The sequence below is a fragment of the Paenibacillus terrae genome, assembly GCF_000943545.1.
Taxonomy (GTDB): Bacteria; Bacillota; Bacilli; order Paenibacillales; family Paenibacillaceae; genus Paenibacillus; species Paenibacillus terrae_A.
The window spans coordinates 1-18,627 of the sequence record NZ_JTHP01000008.1; the positions used below are offsets into that span (position 1 = coordinate 1).

Here is an 18,627-nt window from a genome sequence, read left to right on the forward strand (position 1 = left end):
CTTTGGCTTTTTTACCTTTGCATCAAATGCTTGGTTAAGAGAAGCTTTTTCCCATAACAACTTGATCATAGTAGGCAATCTTCTGAATGATTTTCTCCAAATTGTGTTGTGTTTGGGCCATATGTTCTTCTACCTTTTTCTTATGAGCTACGAGAAGATCTCTTCTTTCATGTACGGTGGCTTCGCCTTTCGCATTAAGCTCAAGGTATGCCTTAATCTCTTCAATCGTCATCCCCGTATCTTTCATAGCCATAACAAACCTTAACCAGTCAATTTGTTTTTCCGTATATACTCTTCTTCCACCCTCATCCCGCCCCACTTCAGGTAATATCCCCTCTTTTTCATAATAACGAAGTGTTGATGCGGGCAATCCACTTTTGATTTGAACTTCTTTGATGGAGTACATGGTCATTCTCCTCCTCGTTTTTGTTGTAGTTCTTAAAGTTAGCTTTAACTATAAGTATAGGTTTTCATAGAAAAGAGTGCAAAGTAATGAGAAACATACTAAAAAAGACCAACTCAGAGAGCTGGTCTTAGAACAAATGACATTGTAATGTTAACTTCTTTGATCACGAGAGCGTTAATCCAAGGCAATGAACTGAGTTCTACTAATAATAAAATAATTTTTCTTTCTGCCCTTCCCTCACTAGACTTTCGAAGTCTAAATAGGTCTGATCATCTGCAAAATCATGAAAACTCTCAAATAATCTTACACACCTGATAAAAAAGGCTTCGTGATTTATCGTAAATGATTTAGACAAAACGTCCAGTAAGTATTTAAAACCATGTTCGTACATGTCCGCAGATGGTTGATGTTGGGTAATAGAATCAATCTCCGTTTCAAATCGTTGAAGTACATCATCTACATCTATTTGATAGCGGTTAGCCGCCATCATAATATTCAAAAGCTCTGTAACCAATTTTTTTTCGGATTTATCCGGAGGAGCACAAATATACTCTACATAATCAGAGAGCACACTTACATCTCCAGATAAAAGCTTGTTTACATAGATATTAACTTGTGCCCAATGCTGGAACAACTTTATCCAATGCTGCGTATCCTCGTCCGTCTCTTTAACCCAGCTTAAATCAGCGTACGCGTAAGTATGTTGTAATGCCTGCTTATAATCCCCCTGTGCTTCACAAACACTTGCGCATAACAAATCAGCGTAAGCGATGTATACAAACATGGGTCGGCTCGCTTTTTTGTGAAGGTCCTTTTTCTTTCGCTTATGCTGACGATGGTCCAGGGAGTATTGAATTTTCGCTTTATTCCGCATTTTTTGGACTGTCTTATCAACCTTCCCCCACTGACGCAAGGAACGATACACATTTGCCAGATCTTTCAGCGCATCAAGCTGGTCTATTTCATCAAGCCGCTCTACGAAGGGATGAAAATGGCATGCTGCCTCGAAATTTTGGTTTTGGTCATCTCCGATGTTAATTGTAAACAAACGATACTGGCAAAGGGCCAGTTGTTCCGAATATTGCTTTCTCTCGCTGATCGCTACACTCTCGTAAAGAATGGCTGCCGCCGCATGTTTGCCGTCTTTGAAGAAGTCTTCCGCCACATTAAACAGCAACACGGAATACACCAGATTGTCCATTAACAAATCGGCCATTTGCTGAATACAGTCCAGCTTGTCCAACTCGGCGCAATTATACAAAAAAGGTCTTACCCTCCGCCAGTTAGGGGTGATATCCGTTAAATATTCCTGTATATATTGCTTGTAAAAATGCCCTCTGGGATGTCCCATAACTGCCGTAATCCGATCCAGTTGATCGACGGAAAACGTACGATTTCCATTTACCAAGGTACTCACCGTACCTGCATTTAGTCCTGCTGTTCGTCCAAGTCGGGTAATGTTCAGTCCGTTTGTCTTCATGTATGTATCAAGCTCTGCTCGAATCGTGGTTGTATGGTTCACAATAAACAACCCCTTTAACGTTCATAGGATAAAGTTACGTTACTGCTCTGTGGCACAAATCCGATTACAATCTGGTATTAGATGCAAGCTGTGCTACAAATGTTGTTTTTTCTACAAAAAAAGTATACCATTTTATAGAATTTTTTTGTATACTTTTCAACAGTTTACTTAATATATGCGATTGATTCTCTAAGCCTATTCTTTTTTCTCCTCTTCATTTAGTATTATAAGGATATAAAAAAAGGAGGTTATCATTTGAAAAGTACAGGTATGACACGTCCTTTAGATTCGTTAGGTCGTATCGTCATTCCCAAAGAGATGCGAATTTCAATGGATTACAAGATGGGTGATCCTGTTGAGATTTTTGCTGATGAGGAAACGGGTATTCTCGCCTTACGAAAATATACCGGGGTGACGTGTAAAATGTGTGGTTCGGCGGAGCAATTGACTTATTTTAGAGACAGCTTTATTTGTGGGGAATGTATTCGTGATTTGAAAAATGGTACGAATTCCAGCCCTATCACCAGGCCGTCCAAATCGACTTTCTCCAACAGGGAAAGGCCATTGAAGCAATCCAAACGTCTGCGTCGATCAACGCAACAGATGATCGAAAGCCTAAAAGAATTGATGCAGAAGCAACCCAATGCAGCACAGCACGAATATGCAAAGATACTTGAGGTTTCCCAAGCCCGTATATCCCAGCTCAAAAAAATGCTATAACTACAGCTTGCTATCCTACATAGGTATACATCACCAATCCCATGCACATTACATTTGAACTGTATTACGAAACATCATAGCTAACCGACAAAAAACAATGGATGACCATGGCGAGAATTTCATACTAGGCATAAAGAACCACCGGATGATATTATTCAGGCGAAAGAGCCCGTATCCGGCGGTTCTTTGTATCTAGTGTTATTTTGTATGCTGTTCGGAAAATTTTTCGCTGATATCACTACTAAAAAAGCCCGGCTGATCTGGGGAGGTATACGCATCATGCGTATCTCCGTCCCTTTTCAGACAGGCTTTTTTCATCATTTAACAGTACATATTACACTGGCCTACATAGTAGCTTTATCTTTTAATAACGATCAGCTTCACTTCCAGCATTTCTTCCATAGCATATTTTACACCTTCGCGTCCGGTGCCGCTTTGCTTCACACCACCTCCAACAGATCAGCCAGCTTCTCCAAGATGGCTGACCGCTGATGCGCAGGCATAGCCCGCATTTCAGCGCGGGCATCAGATGCCGCCTGAATAGCAGCTTTGGCTTCCTCTGCTGCATGCTTATTGTCTCCTTCTCCCTATATTAACGTTTATTCTACCGTTCATTTTACCGTCAGCACAGGGCAAGGTGCATGCTGGATCACATGATGGCTGACGCTGCCCAGTATCATTTCCGAAACGAGCCCTTTGCCTCGTGTTCCCATAATGATCAGATCCGCCTGCTCCTGCTCTGCACTTTGGCAAATGATACTCGCCGGATCACCATGACCCGTTAGCATACGGTACGAAATACCCTCGTCCTTCAAAAAGTCGGATGCTGGCTCCAATATATGACGCCCTTCCTCCTCCATTCGCTCATCCACATCCACCCCAATCGGGGGCTCATTCATGGATAAAGCCGGATTCACATGCAATACGGTCAGATGCGGATCCCCTTGAAGCTGTTTGGACAACGTCTTGGCTGCTTCCAGCGCCTTCATAGCATGTTCCGAGCCATCAATCGCGACCAGAATATGTTTATATTCGCTCATACTCTTTTCCTCCTCAGAAGTTCATTCTTAGTGAGCATCAATCTGTATATCCTGCATATGTCGACGACGTACGATCAGTACCACTACACCCAGCAGTACCATCAATGCGCCAAAATAAAATGGAGTTTCCGCCGTATACCACTCGGACAGCTTCCCTGCAAGCCACGGCGAGATTGCCCCACCCAAAAAGCGCATAAAGCTGTAAGCCGCAGATGCCGTGGAGCGCTCCACCGGAGCTGCCTGCATCACAGCCGTTGTGATCAATGTATTGTTAATCCCCAGAAAAATACCAGCCACGATCACCGCAACAATGACAGTCTTCGGTGATCCTGCGACCGTTCCTATCGCCATAACGCCTAAATCAATGGCAAACAGCGTCAGCATGACACTAATGGAAGATACCACGCTAAAGCGTGCTTGAATCTTCGGTGCTACAAACACCGAGGTAAAGGCCAGCATAATCCCCCAGCCGAAAAAGACATAGCCCAAACCGTGCTCGTCCAAATGCATCACATATGGAGAATACGCCATCAGCGTAAAAAATCCGAAATTATACAACAAAGCCACAATGCCCAGCGTTAGCAAGGCAGGATAAGTGAGCGCTTTGAACGGATCAGCAATCGAACCGCGCTTTTTAGGCTTCGGAATCGAAGGCAGCATAAATGTAATGAACAAAAATCCCACGACCATCAGCGCAGCTACACCGAAGAACGGACCGCGCCAAGAAATGGAGCCTAGCTCACCGCCAAGCAGCGGGCCGACCGAAATCCCTAGACCCAGTGCCGCCTCATACAAAATAATGGCTTTGGCTGTTCCCGAAGTGGACAGACCAACAATGGCGGACAGCGCCGTTGCAATAAACAGGGCGTTCCCCAGACCCCAGCCTGCCCGGTAGCCCACAATCCCGCCAACCGTATCGGCTGTACCTCCCAACCCGGCAAACACAATAATCAACAATATCCCGGTCAGCAGCGTCCATTTGACACCCAATCGGCTGGACACTACGCCCGTAATCAGCATAGCTACGCCTGTCACCAGATTATAGCTGGTGAACAGCAGTGACACCTGACTCTTGGTGGCATGAAGCTGATCGGCGATGGCCGGAAGGATAGGATCGACTAATCCCAGTCCCATAAATGAAATAACGCAGGCAAAAGCAACCGCCCATACCGCCTTGGGCTGAGACAGCAAGCCTGCCTGTTTTTTTAACTCATCAGGTAATGCGTGTTGTGAACTCATAATAGGATGTAACCTCCAAATCTAAATGTAAAATGATTCGCTTATGACGGGTCGCTGCCAAGTTCCTTATCAAGCAGAACTTTTCGCTCACGAACCCTGACCCGCAGCTCCTCCAGCTCGGTCTGGAGCATACGGATGCTGTTGATTTTCCCCTCCATCAACTCTAACTGTTCGTTCAGTGTACCTTCCATATCCTCCAGCATGTCCCTGCGCTCAGCAGGAAGCAGTTTATCTGTTCGCTCACGGTATTCCTCCCGCTGGCCCTTTAGCATTTCCGCTGCGGATATGTAACGCTGAAGCTCTTGCAAGGAAAAGCCAAGCACCTCCTTGGCACTTACTATTTTTTTCAGTAAATCCACATCCTCCTGCGTATACAGCCGCATATTCCCTTCGCTGCGCTGCGGGGAGGGCAACAGACCGATTTCCTCATAATAACGAATGGTTCGCTTGGTCAAACCGCACTGCTTGGCAACCTCGTCAATTTTATACGTAGCCATGACACCCTCCTTATGAAAAAGTTTATATATAAACACTACTCCTATATAACGTTAACGTCAACGTTAACTTTGGAGAAAAAAAAGGAAACCGCTCCTATTGGAGACGGTTCCTGTTCCGGCTTGCATAGCCCTAGGCCCGAAGCACCGGCGCTCAAGCCCATGATTTAGAATTTAGATGAAGATAGTGCGAGTAATGATAACCAGCAAAATGAAGAGTACCAGAATCACACCAGTGGAAGTCCACATGCCGTAGCCACCACCGCAACAACCTCTGTCTACTTCACCCATCTCAACTTCCTCCTCTCTTCGTTGATTACAAACAAATCGCTCGAATGCAGATTGTTTAGCAACGAATTAGATAACGAATGCTTTAGAGATGATAACGAGCAAAATGAAAAGTACGAGAATCGCTCCTGTAGATGTGAAAGCTCCATAACCAGCGCCTACTCCAGACATGCTGATTCCTCCCTTCATGGTTTACAAAGCATCTTATGCGTATGATGCCAGCCATGATAGGTACAGATGCCGCTCCTCCCGCCCAAATGTAGGTCTTTTAAGCTTTGGTTCCGTTTCCATCATGCGTCAGCAAGCCATGATACAGCAGGTTTCGTGTCTGCTTGGCAAGCACGGATGGACTTTCGCGTCCAGTCAGTAATTTGGTTAACGTCAACCGTTCAATCAAGCCAACGACGCATTCCGCCGTCAGCTCCGGGTCCAATTCCTCACGGCAAGAGCCCCATCGCTGTGCAGCAAGCAGATTTTTTTTAATATGACCTGCCATTTCTGCCTTGATACGCACCGAGTCTGCCGCCTGGTAAAATCCGACACGGGTTATCGCCGGATTATTGGATAGCATACGAAAAACGGATTCCAGAAACACTTGTCCCCGGCTCAAAATTTCAGCTTGGCTTTGATCCGGTTCCACCTTCATGCATTGGACCGTCTCATTCACCAACACTCGGAAGCTCTCAACAAGCTCCTCATACATCTGCTCCTTACTCTCAAAATGAATATAAAAATCCGGCTGCGTCAATCCCGCACGCGCCGCGATCGAACTTACCTTGGTCTGATAAAAACCGGTCTGAGCGAACTCCTCAGCCCCTGCCTCCAGTAACAACCGTCGACCTTCCCGACTTCTGACTCCTGCTCTCATCACGGTTTTTGCCCCCTTACTACACAAATCTATCGTATTATAAAGTTCCTTTGCGGTAAGAACAACGGGCTTGAGGATGATATATATCTGTCCTTCAAAAGTCCTAATACAGAAGAAATGAAGGTTTTGAAAATTTAAGGGCATCTCCCTTTAAGGTAGTATTAACCAATTAAACCGTGAGCGAGCATAAATAATGACGCCAGATGACCCGGATGTACAGATCACGTTACGACGTGTTCCAGTGTGAAATGCAGCAGTTGAGTGGAACCTTCGCCTCAATCGACCTTCGCACCATACGAGCGCAAGAACGATAGAGCTTGATCTCGATCCATTCGTGCACCTTTGACAACAAGTGCTTTAAAATCAACTCCATCCATATTAGCACCACGTAAATCGGCTCCCTGTAGCTTGGCATGAGCTAAAATAGCTCTGGTCAGGTCGCAATCTCTGAGGTCTGCCTTCTGCAGATTGGCATCCGAGAGATCCGCTTCATAAAAGCGTACTCCTCTCAAATCCTGCTTTTCCAGCCGGGCCTGCCGCAAATTGGTATAAGACCAATCCCCCTGAACGAGCGTAATGCCGTCTATTTTTGCTTTTGAAAAGTCTGACCCCGTCATTTTACAATTGCTGAATTTGGAGACGAACAGGTTGGCTTCAATAAAGTTACAATTTATAAAAGCCGATTCAGTATGAATGGAACCGTTCAACAGTGCCCCTTGAAAATCACATTCGATAAAACGACATTCGCTGGTCATGATTTCCTCCAACGAACCATTCGTAAAGGTGCAACGCTCAAAGGTACAACGAATAAATTCACCTTCCCTTAAATCTTCCCTACTATAATTAATACCCTCATATTGCTGCTCCTGATACTGCACCATCAGTGGCCCCCTTCTTTAATGACTAGCCCTAACAAACCTACAAAAGACGAAGCTTGATGCGGTGAGATCATGCACCCATCCAGGTCTTCAATATCCACCTGTAGTCCATCGAATTCGCAATCGCTCAAATCAACCCCCTTGAGCTTGGACCCTGACAGCATGGCCTGATCCATATTGCAACGGGTAAAAAAGATTTTTTGTAGCGTCAAATGATAAAGATCGGCACTGATTAATGAACAATCCTCAAAACCAACCTGTTTGAAATTGGCAAAGCGAAACATCGAATAATCTCCTAAGCAATCCAGAAAACGAACATTTTGGAGTCTGCTTCTGGAGAAGTCTGTTCCGAGCAGCTTGCAATTTCTGAATTCTACCCGGTGAATAAAAGAACCGGAAAAGTTAATATTGGACAGGTCGCATTTATCGAAAATAACATCTGTCCATTCACTTTCCGGCAAGGACGATTCCATAATCGTAACATTTTTAAAAACCATCTTCTCCAACGAAACCCTGGCAGCTTCCACATTATCCATGGTCATATCCTCTACAGACCCCGTGCTAAACTCATCCTTGGATCGCAAGGAGTACATTTCATCGGTTAATACAGGTAAGTCTGAAGGAATTTTCGGCAACTCTATCTTAATTTCCATAGCTATCTCCACCTTCTGAATGCTTATTCCGGCATATGTCCAGTTTATATGATGATGCAGCGCAGTAACAATGGCTTTATACACGTACCTGTAAAATGAGAAAAGCCGCGCTACCCAGAGGGTCACCGGATTTCGAATCTGTCATCTATGCACCCTAATATACGAATCTATTTTCTATCAATCTCCACACATAGCGTAGCAAAAGCATGTCTGTCACATATATTAGCGTTGTGAGTATACTCACGAACCTTTTTTAAGGAGGTTGATAGCATGGCAGTACAGCTATCCAATAATGTGTTCTCTATCTCAGTCGGAGATTACGGCGATATCTCTTCCTTACGTCTGGTAGGAGACACATTCAATACGAACTATGTCATGAACAGCTCCAACGCACCCAAACAGAATACGGCGGATCATCAGTGGCTTGGTGAACTCATGTTTACCTACCGTATCGGTAACGGGGCGTGGACTCGGGCATGGACAAGCAATTCTGCGGATGCACGGAAGATCACCTCATCCGGCAGTAGTGTTCAGGTATCGTATCAAAATTCGTCAAACAATCAGGGAATACGTAATTTTACATTAAATGAAACGTATTCGCTGGTTAACGATTACCTGCATTGGCAGATGAAAGTAACGAACACTTCCAATCAAACGCTCGAAATCGGAGATTGGGGGCTTCCGCTGCCGTTTAACGAGTATTGGTCCGGCGGCAATAACGAACAAATCTATGAAACAAGGGTACTTTCCCACTCCTTTGTAGGGCATAACAGTTCTTTTATTACCGCTGGACGGCCTAGCGGCATCGGGCCTTATCTGCTGCTTGTCCCTGATTCCTCTACAGGCGCAGGTCTCGAATATCAGGATCATTGGAGAGTCGAGGAGCACCCGGGCAGCATGTGGGCTATGGAGCAAGGTGGCTGGTCCGAAGGACTAAATGTGTTCTATATCCACTCCAATGTCATCAAGAGCACCAACCGTGGCTATCTTTCCAACACCAGTCTGTCGCTGGCTCCAGGCGAAAGCAAAACGTATGCCTTTAAATTTTACAAGGTAGCGGACGAGCAGGCGGTAAAGGACAGGCTGTACAGCGAGGGACATGTAGATGTGACCGTGGTTCCGGGCATGATTTTCCCGACGAATCTCAAGGCTAAATTCGATCTGCATACCAGCAAATCCATTACCTCTGTCACAGCACAGTATCCATCTGAAACCACCATCAGTTATCTGGAAACAGCCCCCACAAATCATAAAATATATGAGCTTGCACTGGGACGTCTGGGGCACAACAATATTACTGTGAACTATGGCAACGGCGAAAAAACCGTTCTCCAGTTCTATGCCATCGAGCCAGTCGACGCTGCACTTCAGCGCCACTCTACCTTCATGATCAACAGTACCCAGTGGAACTTGCCAGGCGACCTGCGGGACAAGGTGTTTGACGACTGGATGATGCAATATAAGGCCAAGCGCAACAGCTTTGCAGGCTACTGGGGCTGGGGCGACGATTGGGGATTCACTCATGGCCAGTTTCTGGCTGAGAAAAACGTTCAGAAGCCCGTGGCATCCGAGATTAAAGCAGTCGATGATTATCTGGAGGTTGCCGTCTGGACAAATCTGATGGAAGGCCATCATACCGATTATCTGGTTCCCGATTTCCTGATGCCACAGCCCAACACAACACCGACGTACCGGGGCTATGCCTATCCGCATATTTACAACACGTTTTTCAGCATGTATAAGCTCGCCAAGCTGTATCCGAACCTGATTAGCTACCGCAATAGTAAAAACACGTATTTGCTACGTGCTTACCGTATTTTCAAGGCGCTGTATGAAGGTCCTGTTGCCTACAACTGGAACACGGGTCTCATGGGTGAACTGACCACGCCGGATATTATTAAAGCGCTTCAGGAAGAAGGCTTGACCACCGAGGCTAACGATCTGATCGCCAAGATGGCTACCAAGTACAACAATTTCAAAAACACCACCTATCCCTACGGCTCCGAGTATAACTATGACAATACAGGCGAAGAAGCGGTATATACGCTCGCCAAAATGAACAGCAATACGACGATGATGAGTAAAATCAATGCCAAAACACGCGCCGCACGCGGTCATATGCCTGTGTGGTACTACTACGCCGATCCGGTCACGATTACCGGGGAGAATTGGTGGAACTTCCAGTACACCACCTCGCTGGCAGGCTACGCGATGGATGACTGGACACGCCGTTATTCGTCCAAGCCCGAAGTAGATCAACGCTTGTCCTATGCCGCCAAGCTCGCTAACATCGGGGCCATTAACTCGGGACAGATCAGCTCCGATCCAGCCAATATCGGTGCAGTATCGTGGACGTATCAGGCGGGTAAGGGCAATTACGGCGCTCTTGGTCTGGACGGCGGCCCACTCTTCAATGGCTGGCGTGGCATGTCTGGAGAAGCGGATTTGGGGCTGTTCGGAGCGATTAAAATTCTAAGCTCGGATGTTGCTGTCGATCCCATTTTCGGCTTGTATGGCTATGGCTGTGATGTTACAGAAAGCGGTAACAGCTATACGATCACTCCCAAGGACGGTGTGCTCCAGCGGCTGCATCTGATCTCCCAAAAGCTGAGTCTGGAACTGAATCGGGACCAATACACCTCGGCTATCGTGGCCAAATCCAAAAATAACGTCCGGCTGACGCTGAAAAATACAACAACGGGCACAGCCCACTCCACCATCCTGACCTTAACCGGACTGGCCGCAGGTACGTATGACGTGCTCGTAGACGGAACGAAAACCGGCTCCGTCACGGCTGTTAACGGTTCAGTGGCTACGGTCAGACTGAATATCGGTACGGCGGCCTCCTACGATATTCGTATTCAGACAGGCTCAGGTAATCCGACTCCAACTGGAGACGTTGTAGCCCACTATGATTTTAATGAAACAAGCGGGTCTACCGCAGCCGATTTGTCAGGCAATGGGCAGCAGGCCAATGTGAACGGCGGCTCGTGGGGCGTTGGACGGAACGGCAATGCTCTGCTCTTAAACGGAACAGCCGCCTATGCCAGCCTGCCAGCTGGTCTGGTCAGCAGCGTTAACGATTTTACGATTGCGGCCTGGGTACGGGTGAACACCCATAACGGCTGGGCCCGCCTGTTTGATTTTGGAGCAGGCACGGATCGGTATATGTTTTTGGCACCCAAGGCCGAAGGGACAGGTATGCGTTTTGCCATCACCGTCTCGGGCAACGGAGAGGAGCAGCAGTTGAACGCCCCTGAGCTGGCTACAGGGGTCTGGAAGCATGTAGCCGTGACGCTGTCAGGCAATACAGGGGTTATGTATGTAGACGGTGTGGAGGCCACGCGCAACACGAACATGACGTTAAAGCCGTCCAGCCTTGGGCTGACGGACCGGAACTATATTGGAAAATCCCAGTTTGATGATCCTTATCTGAACGGGGCAGTAGATGAGCTGATCATCTACAACAGAGCGCTGACAGCTCAGGAGATTCGCAGCTTGGCCTCGGTAAGCAACGCTGTTGCAGGCCATAAAAAGGTAGCCAGTTCGTATGCCGAAGGGGCAGATTAAACGGATGTAATTATTTTATGCCATTAACTGTTTAAGTTATGAATGATTCGTGCCGTGAATGATTTGTATCGTGAATCATTCACGCTATGAATGTTTTATGCCCTATTCATTTGAGTAAAAAGTCGGGCGGCTCACGTGGAAGCCTTGTTGCTGCCCGGTTTAGAGGCCGTCCGGCTTATGAGGAGGATTCCGCCATGTGTAAAGAACATGCAAGACCACCCCTGTTGGCAAGTGTTGACTGTGATTCATGCGGTACTGCTTCTGCTTCGATAAATGAGGCTCTCCTTGAAACAGAAACCGCACAAGTCTCGGGTTCCGGCGTATCCCCGCAAGCGATTGGCAGCGATGCCGAGGTGATTGACCGCTTCGGACGGATTATTAACTGGTACGGCGTTGAACTGGTGGATTGGCAAGGCTATATCGCCAATCCGTTCATCAATCTGACCGTGAAGCCACCTGCCAGTGCGGCGTATCCGATCAGCATCACGCTTAAGGCGCAGGGAACGTCCCGGCTTATGATGAATCTGCCCAGTACGTTATCTGCCACTGGCGCTACGAAGGTGCTGAATTTTAACAATGCATCCGAGAGGAAGGATTTTAAGCTGGAGGTTGCACCTGACCGCAACGGTGGCCCGGACGAGATTGAGCACTATACGCTGTCCCTCACCATTGCAGACAGCGCGGGGGCCACACGGACCCATACCATTCCGATCCGGGTATGGGATCAGGACGATAATCAGGATACCAAATTCCCATTGGTGTTCGATTATCGCTACGATACGGTCAATCACTATTTTGATGATGCAGGTATCCGCAAAGCAGCCGAGCAGGCGATTAAGGACTGGTTTTACTTCTTCGATGTCGAGCCGTTCGATACCGTTCCCGCCGGAGCTGAACGCAACTATATTCCGAACAACGACTGGAACGGGCATACGATTGGCACGAATAACGCTCCTTATAATGGAGAATGGATTTTCCTGCGTGGTATCGATGGCCCTTATTCGACTGGATGGCCTGGTAACAGTGGTTATTACCACACCAAAAACGGCGTCCGGATTCCGGGTCCCATTCATCGTTCGCTGGGAACCGCACTGGATTTTTATCCAGATGCTCAGGTGTTCACCTCGCTGAATGATGATGACTGGTACAAAACTGATCTGACTCAGGTGACAGACGTATACGGACTCATCATGCATGAGTTCGGCCATGCCGTCGCTTTCAGTGATACATGGTCGGGGATGCAGGCTTATCATAGCAGCGGCGGCGCCGATTCTGTCGTTGAAGCGTACCAAGGCGTCCGGGTTCCGCTGGATGGAAGCTATCACATCCCGGCGGATCGGCAATACTGGGACCGTCTCAGCGGACAAAGCGCAGGCTGGGTGGCAGAATTCCCGGTACGCCGCTGGATGCTGAACAAGCTGACGCTGCTCATAGCCGAGAAAGCAGGCTGGAAGCTGAACCGCAAGCTGACACCTTTCCTCGAACCGGAAATCGTCACAGCCTCCTTGCCCAAAGCCGTCAAAGGACAAAGCTACAGCCAAAAACTGACAGCCAAGGGTGGTGTCCCCTTCTACGATTGGACACTGAAAAGCGGCAATCTGCCGACCGGACTGATACTCGACCGCTATACCGGAACGATCAGCGGCACCGTATCCACCAGCCAGTCGCAGAGCAGCTACACCTTTACGATAGAGCTTCGGGATTATGATGAGTTGGCGAAGCCATTCACACGCAGCTTTACAATTGGTTTGTGAGAAAGCGACTATGATTTCACTTGCGGGGTATTAGCTCTTTTTAATCCGCGTTGTTCTTGGCTGTAAGCGTGCCAATTCCTTGCTGGTGAGTTGCCTTGTATAAGAGCGTGGGGATGATCCTGTATCTACTCTGCGCACCTGGCCTGCCCCGACGGGGCGGGCTACCCGTGTGTTAAACGCCTGCATGAACCACTGTACCGGGAAAGCAATGGACAGACGACCGTCTGCCGTGCCTGCAAAATTGACCGCAGCCGCATAATTATCCGACCGTCTGAGCCAGACAGAGCCGGAATCCCCGGGCAGAGATACAGGGGTGGTACCTCTAATAACGGTCTGATCCTGGAAGGTCAGCAGCCCCAAGCTTCCGCCGTAATTGATTTGCAAATCCGTATAGACAGACTCTACCGTGCCATTCACCACCCCGGTCGTTCGTCCCACCTTTTTGAATTTTTCTCCCACACGATAAGCGGTCACATGCCCGGGAACAACTCCTACCGTAGCGTAACGCGGACTGAGCATGCTGTTGCGGGTCGACAAGGAAAGAGCCGCATCAATGAAATTGGTTCCCTTTGGGTTCAGGCGTATATAACGATACAACCGCCCTATACGATCTCGGGTATCCGTCCCCCCATCTGCTCCGCCTGGCTGAAGCGTGGCCTCCCGATTGTCTGTATTGGAGGGATTGAGTACATGGTTATTGCTGAAAAGATAACGTGTAGCCGGCGCTCCAGTTGGGGCAACGATCAGCCCGGTCGTACCGGAGCCTTCAATCGTCCCGACACTGTAGCCGGCGATGACCGGGCGTATACGCGTCATGTAGTCCGTAGCATGGGCTTTCATCTTTCCAGACTTTACAATCCGGACAGGAACACTCGTTTGCTTGCCTAGTGCTGTGGCCGACAGAAGTCCGGTAGAGGCCGGGGCCAGCCGATCTGTGTACACAATGACAGCGGCCCCCCTTTTGGGACGAGCAGGGTCCCTATACCCTACGCCGATGCCGTGGACACCGGACATTTTTAAGACTTGCTTGGCCATCCGCTTTTTCACTTGAAGGGCGGCCGAGAAGGTAGCCAACATAATCATCCCCTTTGACATTCAGATGAAATATTGTATGGCTGTGGCCGCTCCGCGTTCCATTTGATCTTACGATCGCTGTTGCAGATTCAAATGGACCGCTGCACTACCAAACGCCGTAAGATTAGTTGAATTCGAAAAATCCCAAAAATTATTATGTATATATAAAGTAAACCATTGAAAGGTATACAAAAATATCCCAAAAGATGGTATACTCATTTCCGAAACTGACATTTTACCATTTGATTTTGATGTTCTTATTTTAAAATGATTGATATCCTATTTATTTAAAGGGGTGGTTTATTTTGTCCAATACAACCACGATACTCGCAGAACTGATGAAATACATGAAAGAAAAAAAATTAGGTGTTAGCGATTTTGCCAGGGCATGCAATATGAATCCCGGCACAATTAGCGGCTTCGTCAATGGAAATCGCAAGCTCTCAGTCTACCAATTGGATCGAATCACAGAAACGATGGGATACCCTATTGGTTATTATTATGAGCACTATATTTCTGAGTACTTGGCCGATGCCGACCCTAACTGGCGAAGAATGAGTCCTTTTTTGGAAAGTTGTGCAAAATTGAATAAATTGGATTGTATACAGCAAGTTGTAGATATGTTATTGGATAAGTTGGGCTATGCTACTCCATTATTTGAGCTTGCTGAGAAACTATTTGAAGACGGTTTGTATGAGGCAGCAGCTATACTTTATGAAAATGTGGCACTAAGTGAGAATAAGCAGCACTCGGAGCGCTTGGCTCTATGTCAGTACCGCCTATTTCAGAGCAGGCAAGGGGAGGACCAGGAAAAAAACTATGAAGCAGCCGTGCAGTTTGGAACCTACGTTGTTCGTTTGGACGAACTAGACCAACTAGATGGTTTAAAGGCTTTAGCGAATACATATCGTTCGTTACGCAAATGGGACAAAGTGGAATTTTTCGCTAAAGCTTTGGGAGAAAAGGCTGAGATTCAATACAAATTGAGCAAACAGCAGCATCGTGTGAAAAAAGAAAATTCAAGGCAGCCCAGCTTCCCTTTGTTTGCTTACTGGGCATTCTCACATTTACTTCGCGCACAAGCCTATGACGAGAGGAAAGACTATGAAAAGGGACTTCAGCATATTAAAAAATATGCAAATTTAAGCTGGGTAACGGATACGGATGAAGAAACCTTGAAATGGAAAAAGAATTATGAGGAGTGGGCAGTAGTAAATATGCATGTAAATAAGCTTCTTTCGGGCGACAGGAACGTGCTTCCCGATTATGTAGCTTATATTTCTTCAAGAAAAGATGAGGTTCTCCCCGCGCTTGATAACATCCTTGAGGCTGCCAACCGATATCATTTTGATGTAGATGATATTTTAAAGCAATTCGAAGCAGATATTTCATCTTATCTGGAGCAACAAAAAGTTGAAAGCTTTTATACTCAACGATTCATAACAGAGCGTTTTATACATTTTTCAAAGGAATTATCCGCCTATTATTTGACCAAGGGAAGATTTACTGATGGCTTTAGATTTTTATTAAGTTGTTTGGAAAAATCCACATTAATCAATAATAAATCGTATATAATTAAATGTATGAGCCTGTTTGAGTCTTATCATGATTATGCGTCATCTGATACAAAGACAGCGTACAAAAATATCATTAATGAGGTGAACAAAGATGAAGTGTAAAATACTGTTAACCTTTTTAGTAACCAGCTTTATATTAGTATCCCTTGTAACTGTCCCCTTACAATTTCAAGATAAAGAGCCCAGTTATCAACCGAATCATCACGGCGAAATGTAACCCATTTTAGATAAAGTGAATTAAGGGACGTACTCTTAGAGTACGTCTTTTCTCTTTGGAATATATAGAACGCTTACCAAACATATACTTTTCAATGGTTTCCACATGAATCCCTAAAATAAGAGTACAAAGGGGGAACTGTGATGCAAACCGACAACATTTTGAGTCACCATGTAGAAGCAGCTAGACAAAAACTGCATGATCTCCAAAATAAATATGGCTTTGGTCACTCTAGTGTACTCAAACAATCCATGGTTCTGGACGAACTTATCAATCAATATCAATACACTTATTATAGACATGGAAAAAAACCGACTGTTTGAATGCAGCGGATTTAGGCGAGTAAGCTTTGGGGGCGCTACTCGCCTTTTATATAGCATATAATCTGAGTGAAGACATTACTCCTCAGACTTCTTTTTAAGAAAATGTATATAAGTTACCTACTCAATACATGATGATGGAATCCTCCGTAATGAAAAACTCCATTGGCGTATCCTTGTTAATACCAAGTCGCCTTCTTATTTCTATAGGGATCACAATTCTCCCCAAACTGTCTAAATTTCTTACCATTAACGCGTCACTCAATGTGTTCACTCCTTCAATTTTCATGATCCTTATTTTAATAAATATAGTAATATATGCCTTATGATAGTGAAATTTTATAACCGAAAGGATAAAAGTGGTAATATGATACTTTAGTATCAATTTACATTTTATTCAAAAAAATTATATAAAAGATTCCTTATATATGGTACGTTTGTAAGGTAGTAAAACAAATATAAGGGATGGTGATACGAATGCAGACAAGGTGATATTCTTCTTTTGAATAAAGAAGAAACTAGAAAATTGGTAAATGATAATGTGAAAAACCTGTTAAAGGCTGTTGCAATCTGCGTGTCGTATTTTTCATTTTTTGTCCTACATCGATATGTTGGCCGTTATGCCCAAGCTGTTCCCTGTTACTATAATTTTGAAACATGTAAGAGCTTTCAAAAAAACTCAAGGAGGATTAAACATTGAATAAAAAAAGTGTGTTTTCGGGATTATTGTCGCTATTTATGTTTTTTAGTTTATTAACGTCAGTGGGCGCTCAAGCAAGCAATGAAGTCGATCAGGGGATTATTCCTGCATTATCCGATGCCTCATCTGTTAGCGAGAGTACACTTGATGAGCACTTGCAAGAAATGGGATTTAAAACAACCGAAATTTCTACTTTGCCAATTGAGATGAAAAGAGATATTTCTTCTAAAGACGGCAAAAAGGTAGCTGCTCAAGAATTGGACACTACTGTTACCATTACTGATGAGAAAGGAAATATAGTAACTGACCAAGTTGCTACTAATCAGCTTGCTGCAAGTGCAACTCCTAATATTTCCGGTTATGCTGTGTACTCAGGCACATCTAACAACGGAAGGGAAAGAGTCTATCAAGTTTATGCTACTTATAGATGGCCTAGCAGTCCATTTAATTTTTACACAGATAATTTAGCAATGGCTTGGCAGTCTAATGCTACTCCTACAGGTACCCCAAATGGACAACATACTGTGGATGGGAATACTTATTCGAGTCCAGTTGATAAAGAAGAAGTCAGCGGTACTGCTTGGCTTGTAGATATGAAAGCTGGCGGGAGTACTACAGTTCAAAGTGGCTGGGGACGTCAAGAATTAAGATATGCGACTTCATCCAAAGGGATTAATACAGCTATTGCAGTAGGATATTCACATAGAACCGTGCCTACATTCACTACAGGCATTGCGTTAAGCTATGGAGTTATCTCCTTTAGTGGGTCTGGCCAAACTGACTATTATGGTCGCTTTAATTTTACGATTTAAAAGTTTTTAGAATCATAACGAATAAATCCTTCAATCATTCATAGAATGGTTGGAGGATTTATTATTACGAAACAAACATATCTTCATCCTTTAATTGGGTATATTATATAAGGATAATCATGAATTGAAGGGAGAACAGTTATGATTGCAATCTATATTATTGGCACCTTCGTTGGTGTATGGGTACTGTCTTGGATTTTTGGGGCAATGGGTTTTAATATTTTTGAAGGACCAAACGCTAGTGCACTTTATTTCTATGGATCTATCATAATAGGCATTCTTCTTAATATAAATGATGGATTAGCAGATAACAAAAACAAGCAGGAATAGATAGGAGACAAATGCAACAACTTCAAGCTCTTTCACTTCTTATTTCATCTCGGTTGGAAAGAAGGTCGTGATAATACGATGAAGATATACAAGCAAATAACGAATCGAACCGCTTCCTCAACGTGAGATGGCGGTTTTTCTTCGACCGCGCCGATAGGCGGAATA

Annotated in this window: 18 protein-coding genes and 2 pseudogenes; 7 read left to right on the forward strand and 13 right to left on the reverse strand. The window is 45.5% G+C overall.

What is annotated here, in order from left to right; all coding sequences use genetic code 11:
- Nucleotides 1-34 precede the first annotated feature (34 nt).
- Nucleotides 35-406, reverse strand: coding sequence for a MerR family transcriptional regulator (locus QD47_RS06160; RefSeq protein WP_044645294.1), 372 nt, complete (start codon nt 404-406; stop codon nt 35-37).
- 202 nt (nt 407-608) lie between these two features.
- A complete protein-coding gene (locus QD47_RS06165; RefSeq protein ID WP_044645295.1) occupies nt 609-1,928 on the reverse strand; it encodes a helix-turn-helix domain-containing protein in 1,320 nt (439 codons plus the stop codon).
- Between the two features lie 255 nt (nt 1,929-2,183).
- On the opposite strand from QD47_RS06165, the gene QD47_RS06170 reads away from it, so the two are divergent.
- Nucleotides 2,184-2,648, forward strand: coding sequence for an AbrB/MazE/SpoVT family DNA-binding domain-containing protein (locus QD47_RS06170; protein ID WP_044645296.1), 465 nt, complete (start codon nt 2,184-2,186; stop codon nt 2,646-2,648).
- A 357-nt stretch (nt 2,649-3,005) separates the two neighbouring features.
- Here QD47_RS06170 and QD47_RS33880 read toward each other — a convergent pair.
- From QD47_RS33880 to QD47_RS06200, 9 genes and pseudogenes are all read right to left on the reverse strand, one after another.
- Nucleotides 3,006-3,098: pseudogene (locus tag QD47_RS33880) on the reverse strand (aldehyde dehydrogenase family protein); the annotation flags it as partial.
- A pseudogene (locus tag QD47_RS33885) lies at nt 3,098-3,211 on the reverse strand (aldehyde dehydrogenase family protein); the annotation flags it as partial. The pseudogenes QD47_RS33885 and QD47_RS33880, both read right to left, overlap by 1 nt.
- Nucleotides 3,212-3,259: 48 nt before the next feature.
- On the reverse strand, nt 3,260-3,688 hold the full coding sequence (locus QD47_RS06175) for a universal stress protein (protein WP_044645297.1): 429 nt from the start codon (nt 3,686-3,688) through the stop codon (nt 3,260-3,262).
- A 27-nt stretch (nt 3,689-3,715) separates the two neighbouring features.
- On the reverse strand, nt 3,716-4,927 hold the full coding sequence (locus QD47_RS06180; protein ID WP_044645298.1) for an MFS transporter: 1,212 nt from the start codon (nt 4,925-4,927) through the stop codon (nt 3,716-3,718).
- A 41-nt stretch (nt 4,928-4,968) separates the two neighbouring features.
- Nucleotides 4,969-5,424: a MerR family transcriptional regulator gene (locus QD47_RS06185; protein WP_044645299.1), complete on the reverse strand. Its 456-nt coding sequence runs from the start codon at nt 5,422-5,424 to the stop codon at nt 4,969-4,971.
- Between the two features lie 354 nt (nt 5,425-5,778).
- Nucleotides 5,779-5,880 (reverse strand): hypothetical protein, encoded by a 102-nt coding sequence (locus QD47_RS32960; protein WP_014599460.1) that lies wholly within the window; start codon nt 5,878-5,880, stop codon nt 5,779-5,781.
- 97 nt (nt 5,881-5,977) lie between these two features.
- A complete protein-coding gene (locus tag QD47_RS06190; protein ID WP_044645300.1) occupies nt 5,978-6,577 on the reverse strand; it encodes a TetR/AcrR family transcriptional regulator in 600 nt (199 codons plus the stop codon).
- A gap of 275 nt (nt 6,578-6,852) precedes the next feature.
- Nucleotides 6,853-7,458, reverse strand: coding sequence for a pentapeptide repeat-containing protein (locus QD47_RS06195; RefSeq protein ID WP_044645301.1), 606 nt, complete (start codon nt 7,456-7,458; stop codon nt 6,853-6,855).
- Nucleotides 7,458-8,108, reverse strand: coding sequence for a pentapeptide repeat-containing protein (locus QD47_RS06200; RefSeq protein ID WP_044645302.1), 651 nt, complete (start codon nt 8,106-8,108; stop codon nt 7,458-7,460). Before QD47_RS06200 ends, QD47_RS06195 begins: the two co-directional genes overlap by 1 nt.
- 270 nt (nt 8,109-8,378) lie before the next feature.
- Here QD47_RS06200 and QD47_RS06205 point away from each other — a divergent pair, with 270 nt between their 5' ends.
- Both QD47_RS06205 and QD47_RS06210 read left to right on the forward strand, forming a co-directional pair.
- Nucleotides 8,379-11,678, forward strand: coding sequence for a DUF5695 domain-containing protein (locus QD47_RS06205; protein ID WP_044645303.1), 3,300 nt, complete (start codon nt 8,379-8,381; stop codon nt 11,676-11,678).
- 194 nt (nt 11,679-11,872) lie between these two features.
- On the forward strand, nt 11,873-13,432 hold the full coding sequence (locus QD47_RS06210) for an Ig domain-containing protein (RefSeq protein ID WP_044645304.1): 1,560 nt from the start codon (nt 11,873-11,875) through the stop codon (nt 13,430-13,432).
- 30 nt (nt 13,433-13,462) lie between these two features.
- On the opposite strand, the gene QD47_RS06215 is transcribed toward QD47_RS06210, so the two are convergent.
- Nucleotides 13,463-14,509: a hypothetical protein gene (locus QD47_RS06215; RefSeq protein ID WP_044645305.1), complete on the reverse strand. Its 1,047-nt coding sequence runs from the start codon at nt 14,507-14,509 to the stop codon at nt 13,463-13,465.
- Between the two features lie 302 nt (nt 14,510-14,811).
- On the opposite strand from QD47_RS06215, the gene QD47_RS06220 reads away from it, so the two are divergent.
- Both QD47_RS06220 and QD47_RS06225 read left to right on the forward strand, forming a co-directional pair.
- Nucleotides 14,812-16,185 (forward strand): helix-turn-helix domain-containing protein, encoded by a 1,374-nt coding sequence (locus QD47_RS06220; RefSeq protein WP_082067111.1) that lies wholly within the window; start codon nt 14,812-14,814, stop codon nt 16,183-16,185.
- A gap of 258 nt (nt 16,186-16,443) precedes the next feature.
- Nucleotides 16,444-16,623 carry an aspartyl-phosphate phosphatase Spo0E family protein gene (locus QD47_RS06225; RefSeq protein WP_044645306.1) on the forward strand — a complete coding sequence of 60 codons (180 nt, stop codon included), beginning with the start codon at nt 16,444-16,446 and terminating at the stop codon, nt 16,621-16,623.
- 121 nt (nt 16,624-16,744) lie between these two features.
- Here QD47_RS06225 and QD47_RS33890 read toward each other — a convergent pair whose 3' ends face one another.
- Entirely contained in the window at nt 16,745-16,909 is a 165-nt protein-coding gene (locus tag QD47_RS33890; protein ID WP_327204662.1) for an AbrB/MazE/SpoVT family DNA-binding domain-containing protein, read from the reverse strand.
- Between the two features lie 407 nt (nt 16,910-17,316).
- Between QD47_RS33890 and QD47_RS06235 the strand changes: the two genes are divergently transcribed.
- On the forward strand, nt 17,317-18,132 hold the full coding sequence (locus tag QD47_RS06235; protein WP_044645308.1) for a hypothetical protein: 816 nt from the start codon (nt 17,317-17,319) through the stop codon (nt 18,130-18,132).
- A gap of 141 nt (nt 18,133-18,273) precedes the next feature.
- Nucleotides 18,274-18,462 (forward strand): hypothetical protein, encoded by a 189-nt coding sequence (locus tag QD47_RS06240; protein ID WP_044645309.1) that lies wholly within the window; start codon nt 18,274-18,276, stop codon nt 18,460-18,462.
- Nucleotides 18,463-18,627 lie beyond the last annotated feature (165 nt).